The organism is Rhodococcus shunpengi, from assembly GCF_048381395.1.
Lineage (GTDB): Bacteria > Actinomycetota > Actinomycetes > Mycobacteriales > Mycobacteriaceae > Rhodococcus.
In genome coordinates, this window is record NZ_JBLWIU010000031.1 from 145,662 (window position 1) to 171,261 (window position 25,600).

The window sequence follows — 25,600 nt, forward strand, 5'->3', positions numbered from 1 at the left end:
TGGTGTCCATGTCGCTCTCCCTCCATCCGACGGCAACAACTCCATCTTCCTCGCAAACGAGGAATTCGGCACAGACGGCAGGGCCGTCCACCTCTTACGGTGGGCGGCCCTGCCGGCGCCTGCCGAACATATCGGCTGTTCGAACACGCGTGTGACAGCTGTGTCGGCTGTGGTTGTTAGGTTGGAGATCCGGGCCGGCGTCGTCACGCGGGGCCGTGTTCGCGCTAGTTCGTCGAAAGGTGTTGTCCGACATGGTGATGGGTCCTACCCATGCAGTATCCGGGGCGCTGGTGGGGCTCGTCGTCGCCGATCTGCTTCCTCCCGACTGGGGTGCACCCGCATCCACCGCGGAGACCTTCGCCTTCGCGGCGGTGTGTTCGGGGGCGGCCCTGCTTCCGGATCTCGACACGGCGCAGTCGACGGTCGCGAGGTCGTTCGGACCCGTGAGCCAGACCTTCGCCAAGGGCATCGACGCGGTCTCGCTCGGCTACTACTCGCTCACCAAGGGCAGCCGCGACCGGAAGCGGCGCGGCGGGCACCGCACCATGACGCACACCGCGCTGTTCGCGGCGCTGCTCGGCGCCGGAGTCTCGGCGCTCGTCGCGAGCTTCGGCAGGGAAGCGATCATCGGGGTCCTGTTCGTCACCCTCGGTCTCGCGCTGCGCGGGCTGTTCGGGTCGTGGGCGAAGAAGCGCGGATGGGTGGTCGTCACCCTGAGCGCGGCGGCACTGTCGATCCTGTCGTGGACGTGGTTCCCGCAGGAGGTCGCGTCCACTGGCCTGGGGGTCGCGGTGGCCCTCGGATGCGCGACGCACTGTCTCGGCGACGCCATCACCAAGGAGGGCATCCCCTTCCTCGCGCCGTTCGTGCCCTGGCGCGGGTCGCGCTGGTGGGAGATCAAGCTGCCGTCGGCGTTGTCCATCCGTGCGGGTGGCCCGTTCGAACTCGGCATCCTCGGTCCGGCCCTCACCGTGGCGGCGGTCGCGATGGCGGTCTGGTCGGTCGACGGCGCGCCCGAACACATCCTCGGCACGTTGGAGGCGTCGGGCCTGTCGTTCTGGAGCGAAGGTGCCGCACACCGGTAGCGGTGCTGGAGAATAAAGGGAACTTGTTCTATTTTTGCGGAGTCCGTGCCCGCAGAACAGAACGGAACCCGCCCTCGTGAGCGTTCGAGCCTCTGGTCCCACCGTCAGTCGTCGCGGTCTTCTCGGAGCAGCCGCAGGAGCAGCTGTCCTTGCAGGCACGGGATGGACGCTCGCGGGTGCGGTACCGCTCGGCGACCCGGCCGCGACGATCCCCGCGCCGCCGGACTTCCCGGCCGACATCCCGCTCTCGCAGCAACAGTTCGTCAACTGGGCGAAGACCATCCGGTTCGACGCGGTGTGGACCGCGACCGCGCGCACCGCCGACGACGTCGTCCGCCTCGCGAACTGGGCACACGCCCACGGCTTCCGGATCCGTCCCCGAGGATCGATGCACAGCTGGAGTCCGCTCACCCTCGAGGCCGGGCAGGACATCGAGAACGTCGTGCTGGTCGACACCATGTCGCAGCTGAACCAGGTCGTCGTCGACGCGGGCGCCGCACCTCCGCGCGTGACGGCCGGCGGTGGCGCGAGCATCGAAGCGATCCTCACCGCGCTCGAAGCCAACGGACTCGGCTGGGCCAACTCGCCCGCCATCGGCGACATCTCCATCGCAGGGGCACTGTCGATCGGTGCCCACGGCGCCACCTATCCGGCAGCGGGGGAGACGGTGATCCCCGGCCAGTCGTTCGGCTCCCTGTCCAATCTCGTCCTGGCCCTGACCGCCGTGGTGTGGAACCCGTCGGCCGGTGCCTACGAACTCCGCGACTTCCGCCGCGCCGACCCGGAGATCGGACCCCTGCTCGCCCACCTCGGACGCACCTTCGTCACCTCGGTGACGCTGCAGGCCGGAGCGAACTACCGGGTGCGCTGCCAGAGCTTCACCGACATCCCGTGGCGCGAACTGTTCGCACCGCCCGGCTCGCCGGGACGCACCTTCGAGCGTTACGTCGAGGAGCACGGGCGGGTCGAGGCGATCTGGTTCCCCTTCACCGAGACGCCCTGGCTCAAGATCTGGTCGGTCTCCCCGGAGAAGCCCGCCGCCTCCCGTGAGGTGCAGGGCCCGTACAACTACTACTTCTCGGACAGCCTGCCCGAGGAACTCACCGACCTGCTCGGCCAGGTCGTGCGCGGTGCCCAGGGCGTCACACCGGCCTTCGGTGCGTCGCAGTTCGGTGCAGTGGCCGCGGGACTCGCAGCGACCGGCACGAGCGATCTGTGGGGTTGGTCCAAGGACCTGCTGTTCTACCTGCGCGCCGCGACCCTGCGCGTGGTCGCCGGTGGCGGTGTCGTCGTGACGAGACGCGACAACATCGCCCGCGTCATCAACGAGTTCACGACGTGGTTGCACGAGCGGATGACGCATTACGCCTCGCTCGGTCAGTACCCCGTGAACATGCCGTTCGAGGTACGTCTGTGCAAGGTCGACGACGCCGACGAGGTGCTCGTCGACGCCGCCGGGGTGCCCGACCTGTCGCCGGTGCGTCCCCGCCCCGACCGGCCCGACTGGGACACCGCGATCTGGATGAACGTGGTCTCGATCCCCGGAACGGCCGGGATGCCGGCCTTCTTCCGCGAGATGGAGCAGTGGATGGCCGCCCATTATTCGGGCGACTATGCAACCTTCCGGTCCGAGTGGTCGAAGGGCTGGGCGTTCGACGATCAGGGCGGCTACCGCGACCCCGGTTTCCTCGGGGACACGGTGCCGGCCATGTACCGCACCGGATTGCCGTCCGGGCAGGGCTGGGACGCCGCGCTCGCGGCCTTCGAGCAGTACGACCCGCATCGGGTGTTCAGCAACCGGTTCCTCGACCGCCTGCTGCCCTGACGTCCCGTCTCAGCACCCCGTGTGCGAGAAGGCCCGCATATAGCCGGCGGTCTGGTAGGCATACGCCCACGCCCAGTACGACAGGGCGATGTCGGCAGGGCTGGCGGCCATGATGAGCTCGCCGTCGAAACATCGGTCGAGGATGAAGCGTGCGCGGGAGACGTGCGGCACGAAGGTCACGACGATGACGCTCTCCCAGCCGCGCTGCTCCGCGAGTCGACGCAGTTCCATCGCTTCACCGCGCGTGGTCGGCGGATCCGGCTCGAAGCACGTGACGGGGAATTCGTAACGCGGGTGGTCGCACAGGTCCGTCAACCAGACGTCCTTCGTGCCGTTGGGATTCGACACCACGACCTCGGGTGCGAAGCCTTCGAGTGCGAGTTCGAGCGCGTAGGGATAGCGCTCGTAGATCGCACCGCCGAGGACGAAGATCGCATCGGCCCGGCGATACGGGCTGAGGTTCTCGATCTCGATCTGCGGGGCCACGTAGACGGGCACTCCCGCGGCGATGAACGCGCACGCGACGAGCACGAGGACGGCGAGCCACCGTCGTCGCCGTGGTCGTGGCCTGGTGAGGGTGGAACCTCCGGAGTTCTCCGGCGCGTCCTGCTGGGAGGCCCTGTGTCGTCGCGTCATCCGCTGATTTCCGTTCCCCCCGACCGGAGCCGGAGCGTCTCGCGAGTGCGGTGCCGCGTTTCAGTTTAGGGCATATAAGTCTGTTTTTCAGGCTCAAAACAAACTTGAAGAATCTTTTGCTGATGAACGGTGCTCGCTTTCCTCGCGGGCGCAGATCGAGAGGGCTACTCCGTGAGGCGATGGCGGCGAAGAACGAACCGTCCAAGAGGAACGGGACGGATTGATGTTCGTGAACGATCCGCCATTCGTCGCCCATCGGTCGAGACCGCTCTTGTCACTCGGATTCATCGGAAGTCACGTCGGGACCGAGAATGCAGTCAGGGCACCTTCTCCGTGAGGAGAAAGTGCCCTGACGAGTTCTTCCACGAGTCGGGGTGGCGGGATTCGAACCCACGACCTCTTCGTCCCGAACGAAGCGCGCTACCAAGCTGCGCCACACCCCGTATTGAACCTCGGTCAGCTTACAACACGAGGCCGCAGAAGATTAAATCGGCTGGTCAGCGACGTAACCCGGCGCGCTCGGCCGCATCACCGCTGGCCTGCTGCGCGGTGTCGCGCGAGGCCGGAACGAGGGTGAGCAGAGTGGCCTCCGGACGGCAGAAGAACCGGGCAGGAGCGAACGGCGAGGTGCCGATGCCCGCGGAGACGTGCAGTCGCATGCGGGCACCCCAGCGCGACGCGCCCTTCACCCGCGACCGGTCGATCCCGCAGTTGGTCACCAGCGCGCCGTAGAACGGCAGGCACAGCTGACCGCCGTGGGTGTGGCCCGCGAGGACGAGGTCGTAGCCGTCCTCGGCGAAGCGATCGAGCACCCGCGGCTCGGGGGAGTGCGTCATGCCCAGCCGCAGGTCGGCCGAGGGATCGGCTGCGCCGGCGATCGTCTCGTACCGGTCGCGGTCGAGATGCGGGTCGTCGACACCACCGACGGCGATGCGCACGCCGCCGACCTCGATGTCGCGGCGCACGTGCGTCATGTCCTGCCAGCCACGCTCGGTGAACGCCGCACGCAGGTCGCCCCACGGGAGCGGAGGACCGTAGACGCGGTCGTGCTCCTTGTCGAAGTAGGCGAGCGGGTTCTTCAGCACGGGAGCGAAGTAGTCGTTGCTCCCGAAGACGAACAGACCCGGGCGGGCGAGGAGTCCGCCGAGCGCCTGGACGACGGCCGGAACGGCCTTCGGATGCGACAGGTTGTCGCCCGTGTTCACGACGAGGTCGGGCTCGAGGCCGTCGAGCTCGCGCAACCAGTTCTGTTTCAGCTTCTGGTTGGGAGTCATGTGCAGGTCGCTGATGTGCAGGACCCGCAGTGTCGACGCACCGGGCGCGAGCACCGGCACCGTGACCTCGCGAAGAGTGAACGCGTTCCGTTCGATCAGCGTGGCGTAACCGAGGCCGAGAGCGGCGGCGCCGGCAGCACCGAGGGTTACGCGGCGAATTGCAGACAGGTCAGGCACTTCTCCAGCGTACCGCCGTGCGTGGACCTCGCACGTGGTTCGCCTGCCCCGCGTAGCGTTTCCGGCATGAGCGACACCACATCCTCCCTCGAATCCAGGCTGCGGACGGACCTGACCGCAGCGATGAAGGACAAGGACAAGCTGCGGACCGAGACGCTCCGGATGCTGCTCGCAGCGATCCGGAACAAGGCGGTGTCCGGCAAGGAGGCGCGTGAGCTGTCCGACGACGAGGTGCTCGAGGTCCTCGCGAAGGAGTCGAAGAAGCGCGGCGAGGCCGCCGAGATCTACACCGAGAACGGACGCGGCGAGCTCGCGGCCAAGGAGCACGCCGAGGCGCGGATCATCGACGAGTACCTGCCCACCCCGCTGACCGATGCCGAGCTCGTCGATGTCGTCGACACCGCCCTCGCGCGCGTCGCGGAGGAACTCGGCGCGCGGCCGGGTCCGAAGAACATGGGCCAGGTGATGAAGGCCGCTACCGAGATCGCGGCAGGCAAGGCCGACGGCAAGCGCCTGTCCGCAGCCGTGCGTTCACGCCTGTAACCGAACGGAAGCCCTGCGGCTCAGTTGTCGGGGCGGCTCGGTGTCGTCGTGGGAGTGGACTCCTCCTCCGCCGGCGGACTCGACTCGCTCTGCTCGAGCTCACGTCCTGGGATGGGCGCGGGCGTCGACCGGCGGGTCGTGTCGGGCACCTCGCGGTCGCGCGGGCGGGCCGGGGTGGCGCTCGTGGTGGGAGCCACGCGGACCGATCCGTCGCTGATGAACAGCGTGACCGTCGATCCCGGGACGGCCGAGCCGCTCGGGGACGTACCCGTCACCGTTCCGGCGCGTTCCTCACCGGCGATCGTGGCCTCCGAGACCGAGAATCCGGCGTCCTGCAGTCGCTGCACAGCGCGGTCCTTCGACAGGCCCGTCACGTCCGGAACCTGGGCGTTGCCCGCGCCGCGGACGTACCGGGGATCGGGGGCGGGCAGCTCGATGGAACCGAACTTGTTCGCCACCGGCAGCATCGCCGAGAACCACGTCCGCGCCGGTTCGGTACCGCCGAAGAGGTTGCCGTCGTAGCAGGGGCGGACCGGACCCGAGCAGATCTGGCCGGGGGTGGGGGAGTCGCCGTAGGTGTAGACCACACCGGCGAACCGGTTGGTGAAGCCGAGGAAGGCCGACGACATGTGCGACTCCGTCGTACCGGTCTTCGCCGCGACCGGCAGGTTCCAGCCCACCGACCCCGCGGCACCCGAAGCGGTACCGCCGGCGGAGGTGTCCTTGCTCATCGCCGTCGCGAGGGTGTCGGCGAGGCCGGGCTCGACCACCTGCTCACACGCCTGCTGCGTGATCGGCACGGGCTTGCCCTCGCGGTCGAACACTTCCTCGATCGGGCTGGGCGGGCACCACTTGCCGTGCGAGGCGAGTGTCGCCGCGACGTTCGACAGCTCCAGCGCGTTGATCCACGTCGGCCCGAGCGTGTACGAGCCGAGGTGCTGGTCCTTCTGCATCTCGGCCATCGACTGGTCGCCGAAGCCGGAGGTGCGGGGCTGCAGGTACGACCGCAGGCCCAGGCGCACCGACATGTCGACAACCGCGTCGACGCCGGTGGCCTCGATGAGCTTGACGAACGCCGTGTTCGGCGACTGTGCCAGCGCGTCGGTCACCGACAGTCGCGACGGATAGGGCGCGGCGTTCTCGACGCAGTAGTAGTTGGCCGGGCAGCCGCGGGCACCGCCGTCGCCCAGACCGCGGGCGTTGTAGCGGGACGGGACGTCGAGCACGGCAGAGGTGCCGAGACCCTGTTCCATGGCGGCGGCGACGGTGAAGATCTTGAAGATCGACCCGGCGCCGTGACCGGCCAGCGAGTAGGGCTGCGGCTGGACCGTTTCCTTGGCCTCGGCGTCGAGACCGAACTTGCGGCTCGACCCCATGGCGAGGACCTTGTGCGAATCCTGGCCCGGCTCGATCACGTTCATCACCGAGGCCACGTCGTCGACGGTGGGGCTGGTGAACCGGTCGAGCGACTCCTTGACGGAGTTCTGGACCTCGGGGTCGAGGGTCGTGCGGATGAGATATCCGCCCCGGTCGATCTGCTCGCGCGACAGGCCGGAGTTCTCGAGGTACTGCAGCGCGTACTCGCAGAAGTAGCCGCGGTCGTCGGCGGCGATGCAGCCGCGGGGGAGCGTGTTGGGCTCGGGCAGCACGCCGAGCGGCAGTTCCTTCGCAGCGCGGATCTCGTCGGCGCGCTCCGGGATGTTGTCGATCATCGTGTCGAGCACGATGTTGCGACGGGCGAGCACACCGTCGGGATTGGTGTACGGGTTCAGCGCCGAGCTGGACTGCACCATGCCCGCGAGCATCGCGGCTTGCGGGATGTTCAGGTCCTTCGCGTCGATGCCGAAGTAGGTCTGGGCGGCGTCCTGGATGCCGAACGACCCGTTGCCGAAGGGGACGAGGTTCAGATAGCGGGTGAGGATCTCGTCCTTGGTGAGCTGATCGTCGAGGGTCAGCGCCATGCGGATCTCACGGATCTTGCGAGCCGGCGTCGTCTCGATCGCCGCGCGGCGTTCGGCGTCGGTCTTCGCGATCACGTGCAGCAGGTAGTTCTTGACGTACTGCTGGTCGATCGTGGAGGCGCCCTGCTCGACCTGACCGCTCGTGGTGTTGGTGAGGAACGCGCGGATCGTGCCCTGCCAGTCGACGCCCTGGTGCTCGGGGAACCGCTTGTCCTCGATCGAGACGATCGCCAGCTTCATCTCGTTGGAGATCTGGTCGCTGGGCACCTCGAAGCGACGCTGGTCGTAGAGCCACGCGATCGGCTCGCCCGCCTTGTCGACCATGGTCGTCACGGCTGGGACGACACCTTCGACGAGCTCTGCGGAACTGTTGTCGACGGTGTCCGCGGCGCGGTTCGAGACGTACCCGAATCCACCCGCGGCGGGGAAGAGCATCCCTGCTACGAGAACGCCGCCGAGGGCCGTGCAACCAGCGAGCTTCGCCACCGTTCTTCGGATCGACACGCCTACACACTACGTGGCGGGGGACCGGCCGGCCGTTTCCAGGGAGCGGGCGTGGCACGACGGGCGCTGTGAAAACGCCTCCGACGTGCAACTTTGTACGTACGTACCAGAAAAGGTTTCGTTCGCCTTGCGCGTGGGCATCAGTTTACCTAGATTGAGACATCAGTGTGACGCAGATAACACCTTGACGGGCAGGTTTCGCGCCGTCGCGGCACACGGGCGGCGCAGACCTCGAACACCGCGAACCGGCGTTCGGAAAGTAAAGGGGCAACTGAATGCACATGACCACCCCGACGACCCGACTCGACGTCGATCAGGCCGAAGCGCGCATCGCTTGGGTCTCCAAGGCTCGCTGCCGCGAAGTCGATCCCGATGAACTGTTCGTGCGTGGCGCAGCGCAGCGCAAGGCTGCGGTGATCTGCCGGCACTGCCCGGTGATGCTCGAGTGCGGGGCGGACGCCCTCGACAACCGTGTCGAGTTCGGCGTGTGGGGAGGCATGACGGAGCGGCAGCGTCGTGCTCTCCTCAAGCAGCATCCCGAGGTCGAGTCCTGGGCCGATTTCTTCCAGGCGCAGCGACAGCACCAGAGCGCGGTCTAGTCACCACCTCACCGGTACGAACCGCCGAGATCATGACCCGCGAGACATCACGCCTCGCGGGTCAATTGCTCACCCACCGCCCGCAGCGCCTCGAGATCCGAGACCTCGAAGGGCAGCGAGGGCACCCCGACCACGGGGACGGTGGGATTCGCCGCGGTGAAGTTGCGTAGCAACCGCAGCTCCCGCTTGGCGATCACGGCCCGGTGCGCGTGGATGCGGAGAACGGCCTCCGCGGCCTTCGCGTCCACGCCCTCCTCCTCGGCGAGCTGGTCCGCTGCGGCGAGGGCGTGATCGGACGGCAACGCCGACAGTGTCGGATGGGTGCGGTTGAGCACCAGGCCCGACAGCGGCATGCGATCGCCCGAGAGTCGCTCGACGAAGAACGACGCCTCGCGCAGCGCATCGGGTTCGGGTGCCGCGACCACCATGAAGTGGGTTCCCGGCTGCTGCAGCAACCGGTAGGTGCGGTTGGCGCGCTCGCGGAAGCCCCCGAACATCGAGTCCAGCGACTGCACGAAGGCCGACGCGTCCGACAGCATCTGGCTCCCGACGATCGTCGAGACCGCCTTGAGCGCGAGCCCCATCGCGCCGGTCACCAGGCGGCCGAAGCCACGCCCGGGTGCAGTGAAGATCCGGATCATCCGGCCGTCGAGAAAGGCTCCGAGTCGCTGGGGAGCGTCGAGGAAATCGAGCGCGTTCCGGGACGGCGGGGTGTCGACGATGATGAGATCCCACTCGTCGCTCTGCGCGAGCTGACCGAGCTTCTCCATCGCCATGTACTCCTGCGTGCCGGAGAAGGACGACGCCACGGTCTGATAGAAGGGGTTGTCGAGGATCTGCTGCGCCTTCTCCGGCGTCGAGTGCTCGAGCACCATGTCGTCGAAGGTGCGACGCATGTTGAGCATCATCGCGTGCAGCTCGCCCTTCGCCTCCGGCCCGAGCTCCACCTTCTGCGGGGAGTTGTCGAGCGAGGCGACCCCGAGGGCCTGCGCCAGTCGCCGCGCCGGGTCGATCGTGAGCACCACGACGCTGCGCCCCCGCTCGGCCGCGCGCAACGCGAGCGCCGCGGCGGTGGTCGTCTTGCCGACACCTCCCGATCCGCAGCACACGATCACCCGGGACGAGCGGTCGTCCAGGATGCGGCCGACGTCGAGGGCCTTCCGGATCGGTGCGCTCATCGGACACCCTGCTCGGCGAGGGCGTCGGCGAGTTCGTAGAGGCCACCGAGATCGACACCGTCGGCCAGGGCCGGTAGGGACATGCGTGCCACCTTCACTTCGTCGAGTTGAGCGGCGCTCACCTGTTGCGCCTGGAGTACCGCGGCGTGCTCGATGGTCTCGGTCAGCAGGCCGGCGAAATCGTCGTCGGACAGCTTGATGGACACCTTCTCCAGGGTCGTCCGGACCGCGGGCCCCGCGATGCGGCCGGCGGCGACGTCGTCGACGAGTTCCTCGGGCAGGTGTTCGGGGGCGGTGCGGTTGACGATCACCGTGCCCATCCGGAGATCGGCGGCCTCGAGTTCGTCCACCGCGTCGGCCGTCTCCTGCACCGGCAGAGCCTCGAGCAGGGTCACCAGGTGGACCACGGTCTGGTCGGAGTGCAGCAGCCGGACCACGCCCTCGCTCTGCGACCGGATCGGACCGGACTTCGCGAGATCGGCCATGGCCTTGGTGACGTCGAGGAAGCTGCCGATGCGGCCGGTAGGCGGGGAATCGACGACGACCGCGTCGTAGACGGGGGTACCCGACGCGTCCGTCCGCACCACCGTCTCCTTGATCTTGCCGGTGAGGATCACGTCGCGCAGACCCGGCGCGAGCGTGGTCACGAACTCGATCGCCCCCATCCGTCGCATCGCGCGACCTGCGAATCCGAGGTTGTAGAACATGTCGAGGTATTCGAGGAAGGCCGCCTCGATGTCGATCGCGAGAGCCGACACCTCCCCGCCACCCGGCGCGGTCGCGATCTTCGTCTCGACCGGCGGGAGCGGCGGGACGTCGAACAGCTGCGCGATGCCCTGACGTCCCTCGGTCTCGACGAGCAGGACCTTGCGACCTCCGGCGGCGAGCGCCAGCGCGAGCGCAGCGGCCACGGTGGACTTCCCGGTGCCACCCTTGCCGGACACGAAGTGCAGTCGCGCCTGGGCGGCGCCTGCCGGCCATTCGCCGGAATGTGATGTCGGAGATGCCACGATCACGAGCCTATAAGTCGTGGACGGTGAACGGTGCCGGATAGGGTCAGGACATGAGTGAAACCACCACATGGGAATACGCAACCGTGCCGCTGCTCACGCACGCGACCAAGCAGATCCTCGACCAGTGGGGTGCCGACGGCTGGGAGCTCGTCACCGTCCTGCCCGGCCCCACCGGTGAGCAGCACGTCGCCTACCTCAAGCGTCCGAAGGGCTGACCCGTGTCGCACAACACCTGGAGCGCACGCCTGACCGAACTCGGCATCACCCTGCCGCCGGTCGCCGCCCCGGTGGCGGCCTACGTGCCCGCCGTCCGCAACGGCGACGTCGTCTACACCTCCGGTCAGCTGCCGCTGGTCGACGGGAAGCTGACGCACACCGGCAAGGTGGGTGCCGAAGTGTCGGCGGAGGAGGCGAAGACCGCGGCCCGCACCGCCGCGCTCAACGCGCTCGCCGCCGTTGATGCTCTCGTCGGACTCGACAACATCGCGAGCGTCGTGAAGGTCGTCGGCTTCGTGGCGTCCGCCGAGGGCTTCACCGGTCAGCCCGGCGTCATCAACGGCGCGTCGGAACTGCTCGGGGAGATCTTCGGTGAGGTCGGTGCGCATGCCCGCTCGGCCGTCGGCGTCGCCGAACTGCCCCTCGGCGCTCCCGTCGAGGTCGAGCTGATGGTGGAAGTACGCTGACGCCACCCTCCCCGACCGAGGGCGGCTCCCGACGGACCCGACACGAGAGGCACAAGTGATGGCGCTGGTCCACCCCGCCTACGCGCAGTTGCGGCAGGTCACCGAGAACGCCGCGGTGATCCTGGCCGAGAACCCCTCGATCATGTCCCTCGAGGGAACGAACACCTGGATCCTCCGGGCGCCCGGCAGCGATGAGTGCGTCGTGGTCGATCCGGGTCCCCTCGACGAAGGGCATCTCGAGCGGATCGCGCAGGTGCCGGTGGCGGCGACCCTCATCAGTCACCGCCACTTCGACCACACCGAGGGTGCCGAGCGTTTCTCGCAGCTCGCGGAATGTCCGGTGCACGCGGTGCTGCCGGAACACCGCCACGGCGGTGGGCAGCAACTGTCCGACGGCGACGTCGTCGAGGCAGCGGGTCTGCGCATCCGGGTCGTCGCGACCCCGGGGCACACCGCCGACTCGCTGTCGTTCGTGATCGAACAGGACCGCAGTGTGCTCACTGCCGACACCATCCTCGGCCGCGGTACGACCGTGCTCGACGACTCCGACGGCGACCTCGGCGACTACCTGCGGTCGCTGAGGTCGCTCATCGGACTCGGCGGCGGCTACACGGTGCTGCCCGGGCACGGCCCCGAGCTGCCCGACCTCGAGACGATCGCGCGGGAGTACCTCGCACACCGGGAAGGCCGGCTCGAGCAGGTGCGCGGTGCACTGCGCACCCTCGGCACCGACGCCTCCGCGCGGCAGGTCGTCGAGCACGTCTACGCCGACGTCGACCCCTCGCTGTGGGGTGCGGCGGAGAAGTCGGTCAACGTGCAGCTGGAGTACCTGCGCAGCCACAGCTGAACCGGAGCAACCACGGCCGGCTGAGGTGAGACACACGAAAGGCCGGGACGCAGAGCGTCCCGGCCTTTCGGCGATCCGTGGGTCAGCGAGCGCGACGCGCCAGACGCTCCGAGTCGGAGATCAGCACGCTCTTGCCCTCGAGACGCAGCCAGCCGCGGTGCGCGAAGTCGGCCAGGGCCTTGTTCACGGTCTCGCGGGACGCGCCGACGAGCTGCGCGATCTCTTCCTGCGTCAGGTCGTGCGTGACACGCAGGGCGCCGGCCTCCTGGGTGCCGAAACGCTGGGCGAGCTGCAGCAGCGCCTTGGCGACACGACCGGGGACGTCGGTGAAGATCAGGTCGGCGAGGCTGTTGTTGGTGCGACGCAGACGACGGGCCAGCACGCGGAGGAGCTGCTCGGCGATCTCGGGGCGCTGGTCGATCCATGCCTTGAGCGCGTCGCGGTCCATGCTCACGGCGCGCACCTCGGTGACGGTGGTGGCGGTGGAGGTGCGCGGACCCGGGTCGAAGATCGACAGCTCGCCGAACATGTCGGACGGGCCCATGATCGTCAGGAGGTTCTCGCGGCCGTCGGGCGAACGACGCCCGAGCTTCACCTTGCCGGAGACGATGATGTACAGCCGGTCGCCGGGTTCACCCTCGTTGAAGATGACATGGCCGCGCGGGAAATCTACAGGCTGAAGCTCTTTGATCAGCGCCGCAACCGCCGAGGGCTCGACTCCTTGGAAGATGCCTGCTCTGGCCAGGACCTCGTCCACGTGCGCTCCTTTTGGGAATGATTCGTCATCTACTGCCGGGTCTGCACGTCGACGGACTTCCCGGGCAGGTCACCTGTCAGGCGTACGAGCGCCCAGTCTATCGTGCGCGCTGCACGAGTGAGTGACCGATACCACGGAAACGGTCGACGAACCCGATCATCGGCACTACGAGGCTACCGGCAGGTAGTCGTTTAGCTGGCGCGGCGCGCGCGCAGATGGCCGTCCGAATCGTCTGCGCCGTCGGCGCTCGGTCCGCGGCGACGGCGACGCTGGAAGCGGGCCAGGGCCCCGGGGAAACCTTCACGAGCGAGTGCCGCGACATCGGCCTGGTCCGCCTTGTCGAGGAACTCCTCCACTTCCTGCTCACGGACGGACAACCGACTCAAGCGCGCTTCGACACGTTCCATGGACAGTGCGAACAACATGAGCAGCACCGGGAAGAGGACGACAGCAAGAGCTTGCATACCCGGAAGTAAACACCGGAAAGATCTCGGAAGAGACACGGGGCCGGATCCTGGGGAGAGTGTTTACGTAGAGTGGATCAGGTGCATGCCACCCAGTCCGAGAGCCCCGAGACGGCCCCGCGCCGAGTGACCGGAAAGGCTCGCGGACCGGAGTCGCGCCTGGCCCTCGTCCGTCGCGCACGACGGATGAACCGACGCCTCGCCGAGGCCTTCCCGCACGTCTACTGCGAGCTGGACTTCACGAATCCGCTCGAGCTCGCCGTCGCCACGATCCTGTCGGCACAGTGCACGGATGTGCGGGTCAACCAGGTGACTCCCGCTCTGTTCGCCCGGTATCCCGACGCCCGCGCGTACGCGGAGGCCGACCGCGCCGAGCTCGAGGAGTACATCCGCTCGACCGGCTTCTACCGCAACAAGGCCAACTCGCTCATCGGTCTCGGTCAGGCTCTGCTCGAGCGGCACGACGGCGAGGTGCCGGCCCGCCTGAAGGATCTCGTCGCGCTGCCCGGCATCGGCCGCAAGACCGCCAACGTCATCCTCGGCAACGCCTTCGATGTGCCGGGTATCACGGTCGACACCCACTTCCAGCGGCTCGTGCGTCGCTGGGAATGGACCGACGAGACCGATCCGGTCAAGATCGAGCACGCGGTGGGTGCGCTCATCGAGCGCAAGGAGTGGACACTGCTGTCCCATCGCGTGATCTTCCACGGTCGGCGCGTGTGCCACGCACGCAAGCCGGCATGCGGGGTGTGTGTCCTCGCGAAGGACTGCCCCTCCTACGGGACCGGGCCCACCGATCCGCAGACCGCGGCCGCGCTGGTGAAGGGACCGGAGACCGAGCACCTGCTCGAGCTGGCCGGGCGGTGACGGAGTGCGTCCTTCCACAGCAGGCCGCTGGAGCCTGGCAGCACTCGTCGTCGTCATTGCGTTGATCGTCGCCATCTGGCCGCGCGACCGCAGCGACCCTCCGCCGGCCACCGGTTCGGGACCGGTCACCCCGTCGGCCGCACCCGTGGATCGCCGACCCCAGGACGACGCGCAGTCCCTCGCCCCGCTGCGCGAGACCGCCGCGCTGGATCCGTGTCCGCAGTCGGGCGTGTCCTCGCCCGCTCCTGCCGGTCCGCTCGCCGGGCTGGTCTTCGAGTGCGTGGGCGACGGATCCTCCGTCGACCTCGCGACCGCACTCGCCGGAAAGCCCGCCGTGGTGAACCTGTGGGCGTGGTGGTGCGCTCCCTGCGCCGAGGAACTGCCGGTTCTCCAGGACTACGCCGCCCGGGTGGGCGAGGAGATCACCGTCGTCACCGTCCACACCGACCCGAACGAGTCGAACGCCCTCGGCAGGCTCGCCGATTACGGCGTGCATCTGCCGGGTGTGCAGGACGGCTCGGGTCGTGTGCAGGCCGCGGTCGGCGCGCCCGCCGTCCTTCCCGTGACGGTGCTGCTCCGCGCGGACGGATCGGTCGCCGCGGTGCTCCCGATCCCGTTCCGGTCGGCCGACGAGGTCGCTTCGGTCGTCGAGGAGCATCTGGGGGTGGCCGCATGATCCCCGAATGGCTCCGGCGTGTCGCCTCGGTGTCGCCGACCGACCCGCACGGTCTCAACCCGATCCTGAACCGCCGCGCGCCGCGCGACGCGCGGGTGCGGCAGGCCTCGGTGCTGGTGCTGTTCGGCGGGTCGCCGGAGGCCGATCCGATCGCCCGCGGCGGACTTCCCGCCGACGCCGACGTCCTGCTCACCCAGCGCGCCGCGACGTTGCGGCAGCACAGCGGACAGGTGGCCTTTCCCGGAGGCGCCGCCGATCCCGAGGACTACGGCGCCATCCACACCGCCCTGCGCGAAGCGGAGGAGGAGACCGGCCTGGATCCGTCCGGAATCCGGCCGCTCGCTGTGCTCCCCGAACTGTTCATCCCGCCTTCCGGCTTCGACGTGACCCCCGTGGTCGCCTACTGGGAGACCCCGAGCCCCGTCGGCGTGGTCGACCCGCAGGAGGCGACCCGCGTGGTCCGGGTGTCGCTGCACGAGTTGCTCGACCCCGACAACCGTTTCCAGGTCCGGCACCGGCTGGGCTATCAGGGCCCGGCATTCCAGGTGGACGGGATGCTGGTCTGGGGTTTCACCGCGGGTGTGCTCGCGGGTCTGTTCGCGGTGTCGGGGTGGGAGATCGAGTGGGATCACCACGATGTCCGTGACCTCGACGTCGTACTCGCCGAACTGGAGACGGGGGTGGTCGAATCATGACCGGATCGGGCTGGATCGATCTGATCATCGTGGTGATCGTCCTGATCGCCGCGTCCTCCGGACTCCGGCAGGGAGCCGTCGCCTCGGCGCTGGCCTTCCTGGGCGTGCTGCTCGGTGCGGTCGCGGGCATCCTCATCGCCCCGCACGTGCTCGTGCACATCGACGACGCGCGCATGCGCATCCTCGCCGGGATCGCTCTGATCGTGGTGCTGGTGGTGATCGGCGAGGTGGCCGGCATGGTGCTCGGACGTGCCGCGCGCAGCGGCATCCACAGTCCGGGTGCGCGGGCGGTGGACAGCGTCGTCGGCGCCGGTCTGCAGTCGGTCGCGGTGCTCGTCGCCGCGTGGCTGCTCGCCATCCCGCTGACCGCCACGACCCAGCCCGCCGTCTCCGCGGCCGTGCGAGGCTCCCAGGTGCTCGGGACCGTCGACGATGTCGCCCCCGACTGGATGCGCGCGATCCCCAACGAGTTCTCGGCGCTGCTCGACACCTCGGGTCTGCCCGAGGTGATCGGGCCGTTCGGGCGCACCCCGATCGCCGAGGTGGAGGCACCCGACGGTGGTCTCCTCGAAGGATCGGTCCCGGCCCGGCTGCAGACGAGCGTGCTGCGCATCAACGGCGTCGCACCCAGCTGCCAGAAGGCGCTCGAAGGATCCGGTTTCGTCGTGGCCCCCGAACGGGTGATGACGAACGCGCACGTCGTGGCCGGAACCGCGGCGGTGACCGTCGATACGGAGAGCGGCCCGCTCGATGCGACCGTCGTGCTCTTCGATCCGGAGGTGGACGTCGCGATCCTCGCGGTGCCGGGACTGACCGCGCAGCCGCTGGGGTTCGCCCCGGAGCCGGCGGAGTCGGGTGACGACGCGATCGTGCTCGGCTACCCGGGCGGTGGCCCGTACACGGCGAGCGCGGCGCGGATCCGCGAGACGCTCGACCTGCAGGGCCCGGACATCTACCGCGGAGGAACCGTCGAACGCGAGGTGTACACGGTGCGCGGCACGATCCGGCAGGGCAACTCGGGTGGTCCGCTGGTCGATCCGTCCGGCAGCGTCCTCGGGATGGTCTTCGGCGCGGCGGTCGACGACACCGACACCGGTTTCGTTCTCACCGGCGCGGAGGTGAGCCGGCAACTGGAGATGGCCGGAGTGAATCAGCCGGTCGCGACCGGCGCCTGCATCGTCTGACGCCTGCCCGTCCGGCGGACGGGCAGGTCAGTCGAGTCCACGGACGAAGTCGGCGAGCAGTCCCGTCACCGCTTCGGGTTTCTCCTGGTGGGCGTAGTGGCCGGCCCCGTCGACGAATTTCAGGATCCGTCCGGGGGCGTGGCGCACGCAGCGCCGCAGGGTCGCGGCGAGCACGTAGGGATCCAGCGCGCCGTGCAGTTGCAGGATCGGCAGGGTGAGCTCGACGTCCATGGCCTTCATGAAACGGCGACCGTCGGGACGCCACTGGCTGCGGAACGCCCAGCGTTGGTATTCGAGGGTCAGGTGCGCCGTGCCCGGGATGCGGATCGCGGTGCGCAACCGGTCGACGACGTCGGCGAACTCGTCGGTGCGACGCCAGTCCGGGCCGCACCGCACGCGCAGCAGTCGTTCGATCTCCAGGCCGTTGTCGCGGACCAGTTTCCGTTCGGGACGCCACGGCAGCTGGTAGGCGAGGAAGGTCGGCAGCAGAGCGTTGCGTTGCGCACGGTCGCGCAGGGTCGCGTCGCGCAGCGAGAGGGGGTGCGGGGAGTCGACGACCGCGATCGCCCGCACGACATGGGGATGGAGCACCGCGGTCGCCCAGCACACGAGGCCGCCGTCGGCGTGGCCCACGAGGATCGCCTCGGTGTGCCCGAGCGCACGGATCAGTCCCGCGATGTCGTTCGAGAGCGTCCAGCCGTCGTATCCGCGCGGCGGCTTGTCCGTGTCGCCGTAACCGCGCAGGTCCACCGCGACCGCCCGGTAACCGAGATCGGCGAAGGCGGTGAGCTGGTGACGCCACGACCACCACAGGTCGGCGAAGCCGTGCACGAACACCACAAGCGGTGTGTCCGGGTCGTGCGGGCCGGCTTCGACGGCATGGAAACGGATGCCGTTGGCGTGGATGTCTCGATGCGTCCACGGTCCGGGATACCGGACCGTGGACGGGTCGGGGACGGGCACTGACGGTTCCGGTTCGTCAGCGGGTGGCGTGACGCGGCGCGGCGTGGCGCGGGCCGTCCGCGTCGTGTCCGTCCTGGCTGCTCGGGAGGATCGACGCGGTCTGCTTGAGCGAGTCGATGGTCTTGTTGGGCGCGCGCAACTTGCGGACCCGCATGTAGCCGATCAGGGCCAGCAGGCCCGTCACCACCAGCATGATCAGGAAGACGATGAGGAAGGCGAGCCAGCGCGCCACCCAGACGTCGAGGAGTTCGGCGAGAAAGAAGAAGAAGAAGAACGAACTGAAGGTCAGCACGGCGAGCGCGAGGATGAAGAACAGGCTGCCCTGCACGCCCTTCTTGACCTCACCGGTCACCTCTGCCTTGGCGAGCTGGACTTCGGCGCGGAACAGTGTGGACAGCTGCGTCGCGGCGTCGCGCACCAGTTCGCCCACACTGGCGTCGCGGGGTGTCGGAGCGTCCACCTTCGTCAACGGGATCCCCGAGATGCTCGACGGGACTCCGTTCTCCGGACGATTCGCGTTCGTCACGCTCACTACTCGACCCCTTCGGTTGGTTCGTTCCGTTGGCGGTGGGCGCGCCCACGCCGTAACAGTAGCGCCGACCCGAGGAGAGAGGCGATCAATGACGTCACCAGCACGGCGGCCTTGGCGATCTCGGCGGCCTCTCCGGTCAGCGACAACTCGGTGATCAGCAGACTCACGGTGAACCCGATCGCGCCGAGCACGGCAAGGGCGAGGACGTCGCCCCACTGCAGCCCGGTCGGTTTCGTCGCCACCCGGAAACGGATGGCCACCCACGTGCTGCCGAAGATGCCGACGGTCTTGCCGACGAGCAGACCGAGGACGATGGCGAGGCCGACGGGGTCGGTGAAGACGTTGCCGAGCATCTCGGCGCCGATGGGAACACCCGAGGCGAACAACGCGAAGATCGGGACGCACAGACCCGCCGACCACGGCTGGAGGCGGTGGGCGAGCCGCTCGGCGGGCCCGTAGTCCTCTCCGGGATCGGTGCGGACGCGGGTGAGGAGGCCGAGGAGGACCCCGGCGACGGTCGCGTGGATACCGGCGCTGTGCATCGCGTACCAGGTGAACAATGCGAGCGGCACGTACAGCCACGGGGTGGTGATGCGCTTCTTCTGCGCGAACCAGTACGCCGCTGCCGCGGCCACCGTCGCGAGCATCCAGCCGAGCGCGAGACCGGAGGTGAACAGGATCGCGATGAGTGCGATGCCGATGAGGTCGTCGACGACGGCCAGGCTCAGCAGGAAGACCCGGGCGCTGGTGGGGATGCGCGAACCGGTGAGTGCGAGCACGCCGAGAGCGAAGGCGATGTCGGTCGCGACCGGGATCGCCCAGCCCCGGTCCATGCCGGGGGTTCCCCAGCCCACGGCGGCCGCGATGAGGGCCGGCAGCAGCACACCGCCGCAGGCCGCGATGACCGGCAGGATCGCCTTCCTGCGGTCGGCGAGTTCGCCGATGACCAGTTCGCGCTTGAGTTCGAGGCCGGCGACGAAGAAGAAGACCGCGAGCAGTCCGTCCTTCGCCCACGTCCCGAGCGACAGGTGCAGGTGGAGGAACTCCGGTCCGATCTCGAAGTCGCGCAGCGCGGTGTAGGAGTCGCCGAAGGGGGAGTTGATCCAGATCAGCGCGATCGCGGCGGCGACGAGCAGCAGTGAACCGCCGACGGTCTCGGCGCGGAGATAGCGGTTCAGGGAACTGGTCCAGGTAACGGAGGAGGTGTCGGACACGGGCGTCTTTCGCTGGGCGGATACGGGCACGGGCGAACCGTCGCCGACCAGACTTCCCGGCACACCGGGGAAGAGTCTAACGCCGGACGGGGGGCGTCCGTAGGAGTGTCCGATTTGCGGTGGGCGGAAACTCGGGTGTTCACTTTTCCTAGTAAGTGGGATCTTGTCTCAGAATGTGAGTGGAGTAGTGGGGATGGTTCAGTGAGCACATCGGTCGGAGTGGAGGACGGCGGCTCCTCGCTCGTCGCAGGCGTTCCTCGCCGGCGCATCGTCGTCGCCAGCATGGTCGGCACGTCCATCGAGTTCTACGACTTCTACATCTATGCGACAGCCGCCGTCTCGGTCTTCCCGCACCTGTTCTTCCCGCAGGGCAACAGCACGACCGCGCTGCTCGCCTCCCTCGCGACCTTCGGCATCGCCTTCGTCGCCCGTCCGGTCGGATCCGTGGTCTTCGGACACTTCGGCGACCGCATCGGCCGCAAGGTCACCCTCGTCGGCTCGCTCCTGACGATGGGCATCGCGACCTTCCTCATCGGCCTGCTGCCGACCTACCACCAGGCCGGGCTCATCGCCCCGGCGTTGCTGGCGCTCATGCGTTTCTGCCAGGGTCTGGGTCTCGGTGGGGAATGGTCGGGGGCGGCGCTGCTCGCCACCGAGACGGCCGAACCCGGCAAGCGCGCCTGGGCGGCGATGTGGCCGCAGCTCGGCGCGCCCATCGGCTTCATCGGAGCCAACGGTCTGTTCCTGATCATCACGCTGGCGCTCGGCCACGACAACGGTGATCCCGACCTGTCGAGTGCCTTCCTCGAATGGGGCTGGCGCATCCCGTTCCTGCTCAGCGCCATCATGGTGATCATCGGCCTGTACGTGCGGCTCAAGCTCGAGGAGACGCCGGTCTTCGCCAAGGCCGTCGCCGAGGGCAAGAAGGTCAAGACGCCTCTCGCCGAGGTGTTCAAGACCAGCTGGCGTCAGCTGATCATCGGCACCTTCGTCATGCTCGCGACGTACACGCTCTTCTACATCATGACCACCTGGGTCCTGAGCTTCGGAACGGGCAAGACCCCCGCCGAAGGCGGCCACGGTGCCGGATTCCAGTACGCGGACTTCCTCGTGCTGCAGCTGGTCGCGGTGCTGTTCTTCGCCGCGGCCGTGCCCCTCGCCGGATGGCTCGCCGACCGCTACGGCCGCCGCTCGACCCTGCTCGTCGTCACGGGCGCGATCATGGTGTTCGGCCTGTGCTTCCAGTTCCTGCTGTCGAGCGACGGCATGAGTTCCGGCCGCATGCTGTTCTTCCTCTTCGTCGGCATGCTGCTCATGGGTCTGACCTTCGGGCCGCAGAGCGCGATCCTGCCCGAGCTGTTCCCGACGAACGTCCGCTACACCGGCTCCGGGATCTCCTACAACGTCTCGAGCATCCTCGGTGCCGCCGTCGCCCCGTTCATCGCGACCTGGCTCGCCACGAGCTACGGCGTCGGCTGGGTGGGCATCTACCTGCTCATCGCCGCGGCGACGACCTTCGTCGCGCTGCTCATCGTCAAGGAGACGCGCGACCGGTCGCTCGACGAGGTGTAGTCGTACCGACAGCGAAAGGCCCCTTCCGGATCCGATCCGGAAGGGGCCTTTCCTCGTGCGGGACTACTTGCCGCGGATCGCGTCGAAGACGGCCGGATCGACCAGGGTCGAGGTGTCGCCGAGCTCGCGACCCTCGGCGACGTCGCGCAGCAGGCGGCGCATGATCTTGCCCGACCGGGTCTTCGGCAGTTCCGGCACCACGGTGATCTGGCGGGGCTTGGCGATCGGGGAGATCTCCACCGCGACGTGATCGCGCAGTTCCTTGATGAGCGTGTCGCCGGTGTTCTCGACATGCTCGCGCAGGATCACGAACGCGACGATGCCCTGACCGGTGGTCTCGTCCGCCGCGCCGACGACCGCGGCCTCGGCGATGGACGGGTGCGACACGAGCGCCGACTCGACCTCCGAGGTGGAGATGCGGTGACCGGAGACGTTCATGACGTCGTCGACGCGGCCGAGCACCCACAGCGCTCCGTCGTCGTCGTAACGCGCACCGTCGCCGGCGAAGTACCAACCCTGGTCCTCGTAACGCGACCAGTAGGTCTCGCGGTAACGCTGCTCGTCGCCCCAGATGCCGCGCAGCATCGCCGGCCACGGCTGGTCGAGCACCAGATAGCCGTTACCGCCCGCGCCGAGCGGCTTGGCCTCGTCGTCGACGATCTTCGCCGAGATCCCGGGCAGCGGCGCCATCGCGGAGCCGGGCTTGGTGGCCGTGATGCCGGGCAGCGGCGAGATCATGATCGCGCCGGTCTCGGTCTGCCACCAGGTGTCGACGATCGGTGCCGAATCCGCGCCGATGACCTCGCGGTACCACCGCCACGCCTCCGGGTTGATCGGCTCGCCGACGCTGCCGAGCAGACGGATCGACGACAGATCGTGGGCGTCGGGGATCTCACGACCCCACTTCATGAACGTGCGGATCAGCGTCGGGGCGGTGTAGTAGATCGACACCCCGTACTTCTCGATGATCTCGAAGTGCCGGTGCTCGTTCGGCGAGTTGGGGGTGCCCTCGTAGACGACCTGGGTGACGCCGTTGCTCAGCGGTCCGTAGACGATGTAGCTGTGGCCGGTGACCCAGCCGATGTCGGCGGTGCACCAGTAGACGTCCTTGCCCGGCTTGTGGTCGAAGACGTAGTGGTGCGTGTACGACGCCTGCGTCAGATAGCCACCCGAGGTGTGGATGATGCCCTTGGGCTTACCCGTGGTGCCCGAGGTGTACAGGATGAACAGCGGGTGCTCGGAGTCGAACGGCTGCGCCTCGTGCTCCGGCGACGCCTTCTCGACGGTCTCGTGCCACCACAGGTCTCGGCCCTCGGTCCACTCGACGTCGATACCGGTGCGCGCGACGACCAGCACGTGCTCGATCGACTTCGCGTCGGCGACGGCCTCGTCGGCAGCGTTCTTGAGCGGCGCGGCCTGGCCACGACGCCACTGGCCGTCGACCGTGACGAGCAGCTTGGCCTGCGCATCGTCGATGCGCGAGCGCAGCGCCGACGACGAGAAGCCGCCGAACACCACCGAATGGGTCAGGCCGAGGCGCGCACACGCAAGCATGGTGACGATGGCCTGGGGGATCATCGGCATGTAGATCGCGACGCGATCGCCGGCGACCAGGCCGAGCTCGGTGAAGGTGTTCGCGGCGCGACAGACCTCGGCGAGCAGGTCGTTGTAGGTCAGCGACCGGCTGTCGCCGGGCTCGCCCTCGAAGTGGATGGCGACCCGATCGCCGTTACCGGCCTCGACGTGCCGGTCGACGCAGTTGTAGGCGACGTTGAGCTTGCCGCCGACGAACCACTTCGCGAACGGAGCGTTCGACCAGTCGAGCACTTCCGTCCAGGGCTCCGCCCAGTCGAGTCGTTTCGCCTGCTCGTCCCAGAATCCGAGCCGATCGGCGTCGGCCGCGGCCTGCAGTTCCGGACCGGCGTTGGCCGTGGCGGTGAACTCCGGGCTCGGCGGGTACGCCTTCGATTCGTGCTCCTGGGCTGCGCTCGTCATGATGCGGGGCCTCTTTCCGGGATGGTTCCATTCGGGCTCTTGTGAGCGTAATCATCTGTGACCGGCGCCGCACCGTTGCATCGATATGCAACCCCGTCACTTTCGCTCATCGGTCGAATTCGCGCGACGAACGGCATTCGGACACGACCGGTGAACCTCTCGTCCGTCCACCGCATGCGCGCCGGTACCGTCGTCGGCGTGACCGACCCTCTTCAGCCTCTCGTCGACCTTCCGGGCGTACGCGACGCCGCCGACCGTGCCCGCGACGCGCTCGCAGAGGTGCATCGCCACCGAACCAATCGGCGTGGCTGGGCGAACACCGCCGCGGAGGCATCGGTGCGGGCCGCCCGCGCCTCGGCGTCGATCGACGGCGGATCGATGGAACTTCCGCAGCCGGGGGAGAGCGGCGACCCGATCCTGGCCGGAGCACTGCGGGTCGCGCAGTCGCTCGACGGTGATGCGCTCGGCAACATGGTCGCGACGTGGCGACGTGCCCCGCTGCAGGCGCTCGCCCGCCTGCACCTGCTCGCTGCCGCGGATCTGGTGGAGGACGCCGAGGAACTGGGTCGTCCGCGGACGGAACCGGGGGTCGCCGAGCGTCTCGACGGGCTCGCGCAACTCGTCACGGGCGGGACGAACGCGCCGGCGCCGGTTCTCGCTGCGGTCGTGCACGGTGAACTGTCCGTTCTGAAGCCGTTCGGTGTCGCCGACGGCATCGTCGCGCGGGCCGCGTCCCGGCTCGTGTGCGTTGCGTCCGGACTCGACACGCGCAATCTGGGCGTACCCGAGGTTCACTGGATGCGCCGACTGCAGGCCTACCGCGACGGGGTCGCCGGATTCGGGGCGGGAACCGTGGAGGGCGTCGGCGGCTGGGTGCTCTTCTGCTGCGGGTCGCTCGAGGCCGGGGCTCGTGAGGCCGGCTCGATCGCCGAGGCGTTCGCCGGCTGAGTGCCGGAGGCTTCGCCGGCCGGGCCTCCCCACCAAACCTCTGCGCGCGAAACCCCCTGCACGCGAAAGCGGGTGGCATATCGATCGAGATCGATTCCGCCACCCGCTAGCACGGACGGTCCGAGTTACCATGCGTGCTGAAATGGGTTGTGATTCAACGGCCTCGGCGATGATCCGGGTATCGTCGATTCGTCCTCGCAACGGGTGCGGGGAACTCGTCTTCGAAAATCCGGAACTCGCAGGCCCACAACACTCGTGCCCTTATAGTGGCATCGGCTTCGCGTGGGTACTCGGTGTCCGTGCTGGGAAGAACAGTCGGGAGATCGAATCTTCTCTTCCGATTCGGTCTTGGCCTTCCGTCCTTCCGTAACTCCTTTCTACCCCGTCCGCGAGATGTCGGCAAGCCCCCGACGGCAATGCTTCGTTTTCGATTTCGCGGTGAGCGGCCCTGAGTGTCAACGCATCCGGCGCTTGGCCAGTCGGCGGGTGGCACCCAGTATCAGTGCGGTCGCTCCGAGGGTCGCGGCGAGCGTCGCCAGGGCGCGCGGCGACGGACGGGCACGACGTCCGAGTGGTACGGGCCGAGCGAAAGTGAGAACGGGCCAACCATTTTCGGTTGCCGCCCGGCGCAGCGGGCGGTCGGGGTTGACCGCGCGCGGATTGCCGACCTCGAGCAACATCGGCAGGTCGGTGGCCGAATCGGAGTACGCGTAGCTGCGGGAGAGGTCGTAGCCGTACTGCTCGGCGAGCTCGCGGATCGCGACCGCCTTCGCCTCCCCGAAGCAGTAGAACTCGAGCTCGCCGGCGTACCGGCCGTCGACGATCCGCATCCGGCTCCCCGTGCTGTGGGAGGCACCGAGTGTCCGGGCGATCGGAGTCACCACCTCCTGGCCGGACGCGGACACGATGATCACGTCGTGACCGCGGGCCCGATGATCGGCGATCAGGTCCTTCGCCTCCGCGTAGACGAGCGGCGTCACGACGTCCTGCAGGGTCTTCTCGACGATCGATCCGACCTGCTCGACATCCCATCCCTTGCACATGTGCGCGATGTGTTCGCGCATCCGGTCCACCCGGGCCTGATCGGCCGCCGACAACAGGTAGAGGAGCTGGGCGTAGGTGCTCTGCAGCACGGCCCGACGGCTGAGGAGACCCTCCTCGAAGAACGGCCGGGTGAACGCCAGCACGCTGGACTTGGCGATGACGGTCTTGTCGAGATCGAAGAACGCTGCGATGCGAGCCGAATCCGGTGAGCCCCCCGTCGACGGGGCCGGTCGGGACGGATTCACGGACGTGTCGGTCACGATCACCACAATAGGGGCGCGCCGCGCCGGTGTTTGAAGTTGCAAGTAGTCACGCCTAACGGTGTACTATCGCGAATGCCCGGGTCGATACTCGGGTTGTGTTC

25 protein-coding genes and 1 tRNA gene are annotated in these 25,600 nt (G+C 68.4%); 13 read left to right on the forward strand and 13 right to left on the reverse strand.

Features of this window, described 5'->3' with window-relative positions; translation table 11 throughout:
- Positions 1–251 precede the first annotated feature (251 nt).
- Both ACNJ7K_RS18250 and ACNJ7K_RS18255 read left to right on the forward strand, forming a co-directional pair.
- Positions 252–1,085, forward strand: a complete 834-nt coding sequence (locus tag ACNJ7K_RS18250) for a metal-dependent hydrolase (RefSeq protein WP_230792513.1) — start codon at positions 252–254, stop codon at positions 1,083–1,085.
- A gap of 76 nt (positions 1,086–1,161) precedes the next feature.
- Entirely contained in the window at positions 1,162–2,910 is a 1,749-nt protein-coding gene (locus ACNJ7K_RS18255) for a cholesterol oxidase substrate-binding domain-containing protein (RefSeq protein WP_230792512.1), read from the forward strand.
- Between the two features lie 9 nt (positions 2,911–2,919).
- On the opposite strand, the gene ACNJ7K_RS18260 is transcribed toward ACNJ7K_RS18255, so the two are convergent.
- From ACNJ7K_RS18260 to ACNJ7K_RS18270, 3 genes are all read right to left on the reverse strand, one after another.
- Positions 2,920–3,441 carry a YdcF family protein gene (locus ACNJ7K_RS18260; RefSeq protein ID WP_120281212.1) on the reverse strand — a complete coding sequence of 174 codons (522 nt, stop codon included), beginning with the start codon at positions 3,439–3,441 and terminating at the stop codon, positions 2,920–2,922.
- 474 nt (positions 3,442–3,915) lie between these two features.
- Positions 3,916–3,989 (reverse strand) — tRNA-Pro (locus ACNJ7K_RS18265).
- Positions 3,990–4,043: 54 nt separating this feature from the next.
- The gene (locus tag ACNJ7K_RS18270; protein WP_120281213.1) at positions 4,044–4,997 is read right to left on the reverse strand and encodes a metallophosphoesterase; all 954 of its coding nucleotides are present in this window, start codon (positions 4,995–4,997) and stop codon (positions 4,044–4,046) included.
- A gap of 66 nt (positions 4,998–5,063) precedes the next feature.
- Here ACNJ7K_RS18270 and ACNJ7K_RS18275 point away from each other — a divergent pair, with 66 nt between their 5' ends.
- Positions 5,064–5,540: a GatB/YqeY domain-containing protein gene (locus ACNJ7K_RS18275; protein WP_120281214.1), complete on the forward strand. Its 477-nt coding sequence runs from the start codon at positions 5,064–5,066 to the stop codon at positions 5,538–5,540.
- 20 nt (positions 5,541–5,560) lie between these two features.
- Here the strand turns inward: ACNJ7K_RS18275 and ACNJ7K_RS18280 are convergent, their stop codons facing one another.
- A complete protein-coding gene (locus tag ACNJ7K_RS18280) occupies positions 5,561–7,987 on the reverse strand; it encodes a penicillin-binding protein (protein WP_120281215.1) in 2,427 nt (808 codons plus the stop codon).
- Between the two features lie 293 nt (positions 7,988–8,280).
- Between ACNJ7K_RS18280 and ACNJ7K_RS18285 the strand changes: the two genes are divergently transcribed.
- The gene (locus tag ACNJ7K_RS18285; protein ID WP_006552432.1) at positions 8,281–8,604 is read left to right on the forward strand and encodes a WhiB family transcriptional regulator; all 324 of its coding nucleotides are present in this window, start codon (positions 8,281–8,283) and stop codon (positions 8,602–8,604) included.
- Positions 8,605–8,651: 47 nt separating this feature from the next.
- Here ACNJ7K_RS18285 and bagB read toward each other — a convergent pair whose 3' ends face one another.
- Positions 8,652–9,782 (reverse strand): ATPase BagB, encoded by a 1,131-nt coding sequence (bagB, locus tag ACNJ7K_RS18290; RefSeq protein WP_230792511.1) that lies wholly within the window; start codon positions 9,780–9,782, stop codon positions 8,652–8,654.
- Complete coding sequence (gene bagA, locus ACNJ7K_RS18295) at positions 9,779–10,795, reverse strand: ATPase BagA (protein WP_372474249.1); 1,017 nt, start codon at positions 10,793–10,795, stop codon at positions 9,779–9,781. Before bagA ends, bagB begins: the two co-directional genes overlap by 4 nt.
- Positions 10,796–10,845: 50 nt before the next feature.
- Here bagA and sp36 point away from each other — a divergent pair, with 50 nt between their 5' ends.
- Genes sp36 through ACNJ7K_RS18310 form a run of 3 tightly spaced genes read left to right on the forward strand, consistent with a single transcriptional unit; the run spans position 10,846 to position 12,325 of the window.
- Positions 10,846–11,010: a Sp36 family protein gene (sp36, locus tag ACNJ7K_RS18300; protein WP_006552429.1), complete on the forward strand. Its 165-nt coding sequence runs from the start codon at positions 10,846–10,848 to the stop codon at positions 11,008–11,010.
- Between the two features lie 3 nt (positions 11,011–11,013).
- Positions 11,014–11,478 carry a RidA family protein gene (locus ACNJ7K_RS18305; protein WP_159416880.1) on the forward strand — a complete coding sequence of 155 codons (465 nt, stop codon included), beginning with the start codon at positions 11,014–11,016 and terminating at the stop codon, positions 11,476–11,478.
- 58 nt (positions 11,479–11,536) lie between these two features.
- Positions 11,537–12,325 (forward strand): MBL fold metallo-hydrolase, encoded by a 789-nt coding sequence (locus tag ACNJ7K_RS18310; protein WP_120281217.1) that lies wholly within the window; start codon positions 11,537–11,539, stop codon positions 12,323–12,325.
- An 82-nt stretch (positions 12,326–12,407) separates the two neighbouring features.
- On the opposite strand, the gene ACNJ7K_RS18315 is transcribed toward ACNJ7K_RS18310, so the two are convergent.
- Positions 12,408–13,082 (reverse strand): Crp/Fnr family transcriptional regulator, encoded by a 675-nt coding sequence (locus ACNJ7K_RS18315; RefSeq protein WP_006552426.1) that lies wholly within the window; start codon positions 13,080–13,082, stop codon positions 12,408–12,410.
- Positions 13,083–13,273: 191 nt separating this feature from the next.
- Positions 13,274–13,546 (reverse strand): hypothetical protein, encoded by a 273-nt coding sequence (locus tag ACNJ7K_RS18320; protein WP_060653839.1) that lies wholly within the window; start codon positions 13,544–13,546, stop codon positions 13,274–13,276.
- A 72-nt stretch (positions 13,547–13,618) separates the two neighbouring features.
- Here ACNJ7K_RS18320 and nth point away from each other — a divergent pair, with 72 nt between their 5' ends.
- From nth to ACNJ7K_RS18340, 4 genes are read left to right on the forward strand one after another with little or no spacing between them, the layout of a single operon-like run.
- Positions 13,619–14,413, forward strand: coding sequence for an endonuclease III (gene nth / locus ACNJ7K_RS18325; RefSeq protein ID WP_060653837.1), 795 nt, complete (start codon positions 13,619–13,621; stop codon positions 14,411–14,413).
- A gap of 4 nt (positions 14,414–14,417) precedes the next feature.
- Positions 14,418–15,089: a TlpA family protein disulfide reductase gene (locus tag ACNJ7K_RS18330; RefSeq protein WP_230792510.1), complete on the forward strand. Its 672-nt coding sequence runs from the start codon at positions 14,418–14,420 to the stop codon at positions 15,087–15,089.
- The gene (locus tag ACNJ7K_RS18335) at positions 15,086–15,784 is read left to right on the forward strand and encodes an NUDIX hydrolase (protein ID WP_120281221.1); all 699 of its coding nucleotides are present in this window, start codon (positions 15,086–15,088) and stop codon (positions 15,782–15,784) included. The genes ACNJ7K_RS18330 and ACNJ7K_RS18335 overlap by 4 nt, the downstream gene beginning before the upstream one ends.
- Positions 15,781–16,968, forward strand: coding sequence for a MarP family serine protease (locus ACNJ7K_RS18340; RefSeq protein WP_159416879.1), 1,188 nt, complete (start codon positions 15,781–15,783; stop codon positions 16,966–16,968). The genes ACNJ7K_RS18335 and ACNJ7K_RS18340 overlap by 4 nt, the downstream gene beginning before the upstream one ends.
- A gap of 27 nt (positions 16,969–16,995) precedes the next feature.
- Here ACNJ7K_RS18340 and ACNJ7K_RS18345 read toward each other — a convergent pair whose 3' ends face one another.
- Genes ACNJ7K_RS18345 through nhaA form a run of 3 tightly spaced genes read right to left on the reverse strand, consistent with a single transcriptional unit; the run spans position 16,996 to position 19,677 of the window.
- A complete protein-coding gene (locus ACNJ7K_RS18345; RefSeq protein WP_120281223.1) occupies positions 16,996–17,931 on the reverse strand; it encodes an alpha/beta fold hydrolase in 936 nt (311 codons plus the stop codon).
- A gap of 16 nt (positions 17,932–17,947) precedes the next feature.
- Positions 17,948–18,463: a phage holin family protein gene (locus ACNJ7K_RS18350; RefSeq protein WP_016693234.1), complete on the reverse strand. Its 516-nt coding sequence runs from the start codon at positions 18,461–18,463 to the stop codon at positions 17,948–17,950.
- Positions 18,463–19,677 (reverse strand): Na+/H+ antiporter NhaA, encoded by a 1,215-nt coding sequence (nhaA, locus tag ACNJ7K_RS18355; protein ID WP_120283891.1) that lies wholly within the window; start codon positions 19,675–19,677, stop codon positions 18,463–18,465. The genes ACNJ7K_RS18350 and nhaA overlap by 1 nt, the downstream gene beginning before the upstream one ends.
- A gap of 201 nt (positions 19,678–19,878) precedes the next feature.
- Here nhaA and ACNJ7K_RS18360 point away from each other — a divergent pair, with 201 nt between their 5' ends.
- A complete protein-coding gene (locus ACNJ7K_RS18360) occupies positions 19,879–21,249 on the forward strand; it encodes an MFS transporter (protein WP_487042027.1) in 1,371 nt (456 codons plus the stop codon).
- 63 nt (positions 21,250–21,312) lie between these two features.
- On the opposite strand, the gene acs is transcribed toward ACNJ7K_RS18360, so the two are convergent.
- Positions 21,313–23,244: an acetate--CoA ligase gene (gene acs, locus ACNJ7K_RS18365; protein WP_487042028.1), complete on the reverse strand. Its 1,932-nt coding sequence runs from the start codon at positions 23,242–23,244 to the stop codon at positions 21,313–21,315.
- Between the two features lie 198 nt (positions 23,245–23,442).
- Here acs and ACNJ7K_RS18370 point away from each other — a divergent pair, with 198 nt between their 5' ends.
- Positions 23,443–24,192 (forward strand): Fic family protein, encoded by a 750-nt coding sequence (locus ACNJ7K_RS18370; protein ID WP_026061360.1) that lies wholly within the window; start codon positions 23,443–23,445, stop codon positions 24,190–24,192.
- 455 nt (positions 24,193–24,647) lie between these two features.
- On the opposite strand, the gene ACNJ7K_RS18375 is transcribed toward ACNJ7K_RS18370, so the two are convergent.
- The gene (locus ACNJ7K_RS18375) at positions 24,648–25,502 is read right to left on the reverse strand and encodes an HAD family hydrolase (RefSeq protein ID WP_372474241.1); all 855 of its coding nucleotides are present in this window, start codon (positions 25,500–25,502) and stop codon (positions 24,648–24,650) included.
- Between the last annotated feature and the right edge of the window lie 98 nt (positions 25,503–25,600).

Coding starts and splice junctions, on each gene's coding strand:
- ACNJ7K_RS18250 (WP_230792513.1), top strand. CDS start 252: ATGGTGATGGGTCCTACCCATGCAGTATCCGGGGCGCTGGTGGGGCTC.
- ACNJ7K_RS18275 (WP_120281214.1), top strand. CDS start 5,064: ATGAGCGACACCACATCCTCCCTCGAATCCAGGCTGCGGACGGACCTG.
- ACNJ7K_RS18285 (WP_006552432.1), top strand. CDS start 8,281: ATGCACATGACCACCCCGACGACCCGACTCGACGTCGATCAGGCCGAA.
- bagB (WP_230792511.1), bottom strand. CDS start 9,782: ATGAGCGCACCGATCCGGAAGGCCCTCGACGTCGGCCGCATCCTGGAC.
- sp36 (WP_006552429.1), top strand. CDS start 10,846: ATGAGTGAAACCACCACATGGGAATACGCAACCGTGCCGCTGCTCACG.
- ACNJ7K_RS18310 (WP_120281217.1), top strand. CDS start 11,537: ATGGCGCTGGTCCACCCCGCCTACGCGCAGTTGCGGCAGGTCACCGAG.
- ACNJ7K_RS18320 (WP_060653839.1), bottom strand. CDS start 13,546: ATGCAAGCTCTTGCTGTCGTCCTCTTCCCGGTGCTGCTCATGTTGTTC.
- ACNJ7K_RS18335 (WP_120281221.1), top strand. CDS start 15,086: ATGATCCCCGAATGGCTCCGGCGTGTCGCCTCGGTGTCGCCGACCGAC.
- ACNJ7K_RS18340 (WP_159416879.1), top strand. CDS start 15,781: ATGACCGGATCGGGCTGGATCGATCTGATCATCGTGGTGATCGTCCTG.
- acs (WP_487042028.1), bottom strand. CDS start 23,244: ATGACGAGCGCAGCCCAGGAGCACGAATCGAAGGCGTACCCGCCGAGC.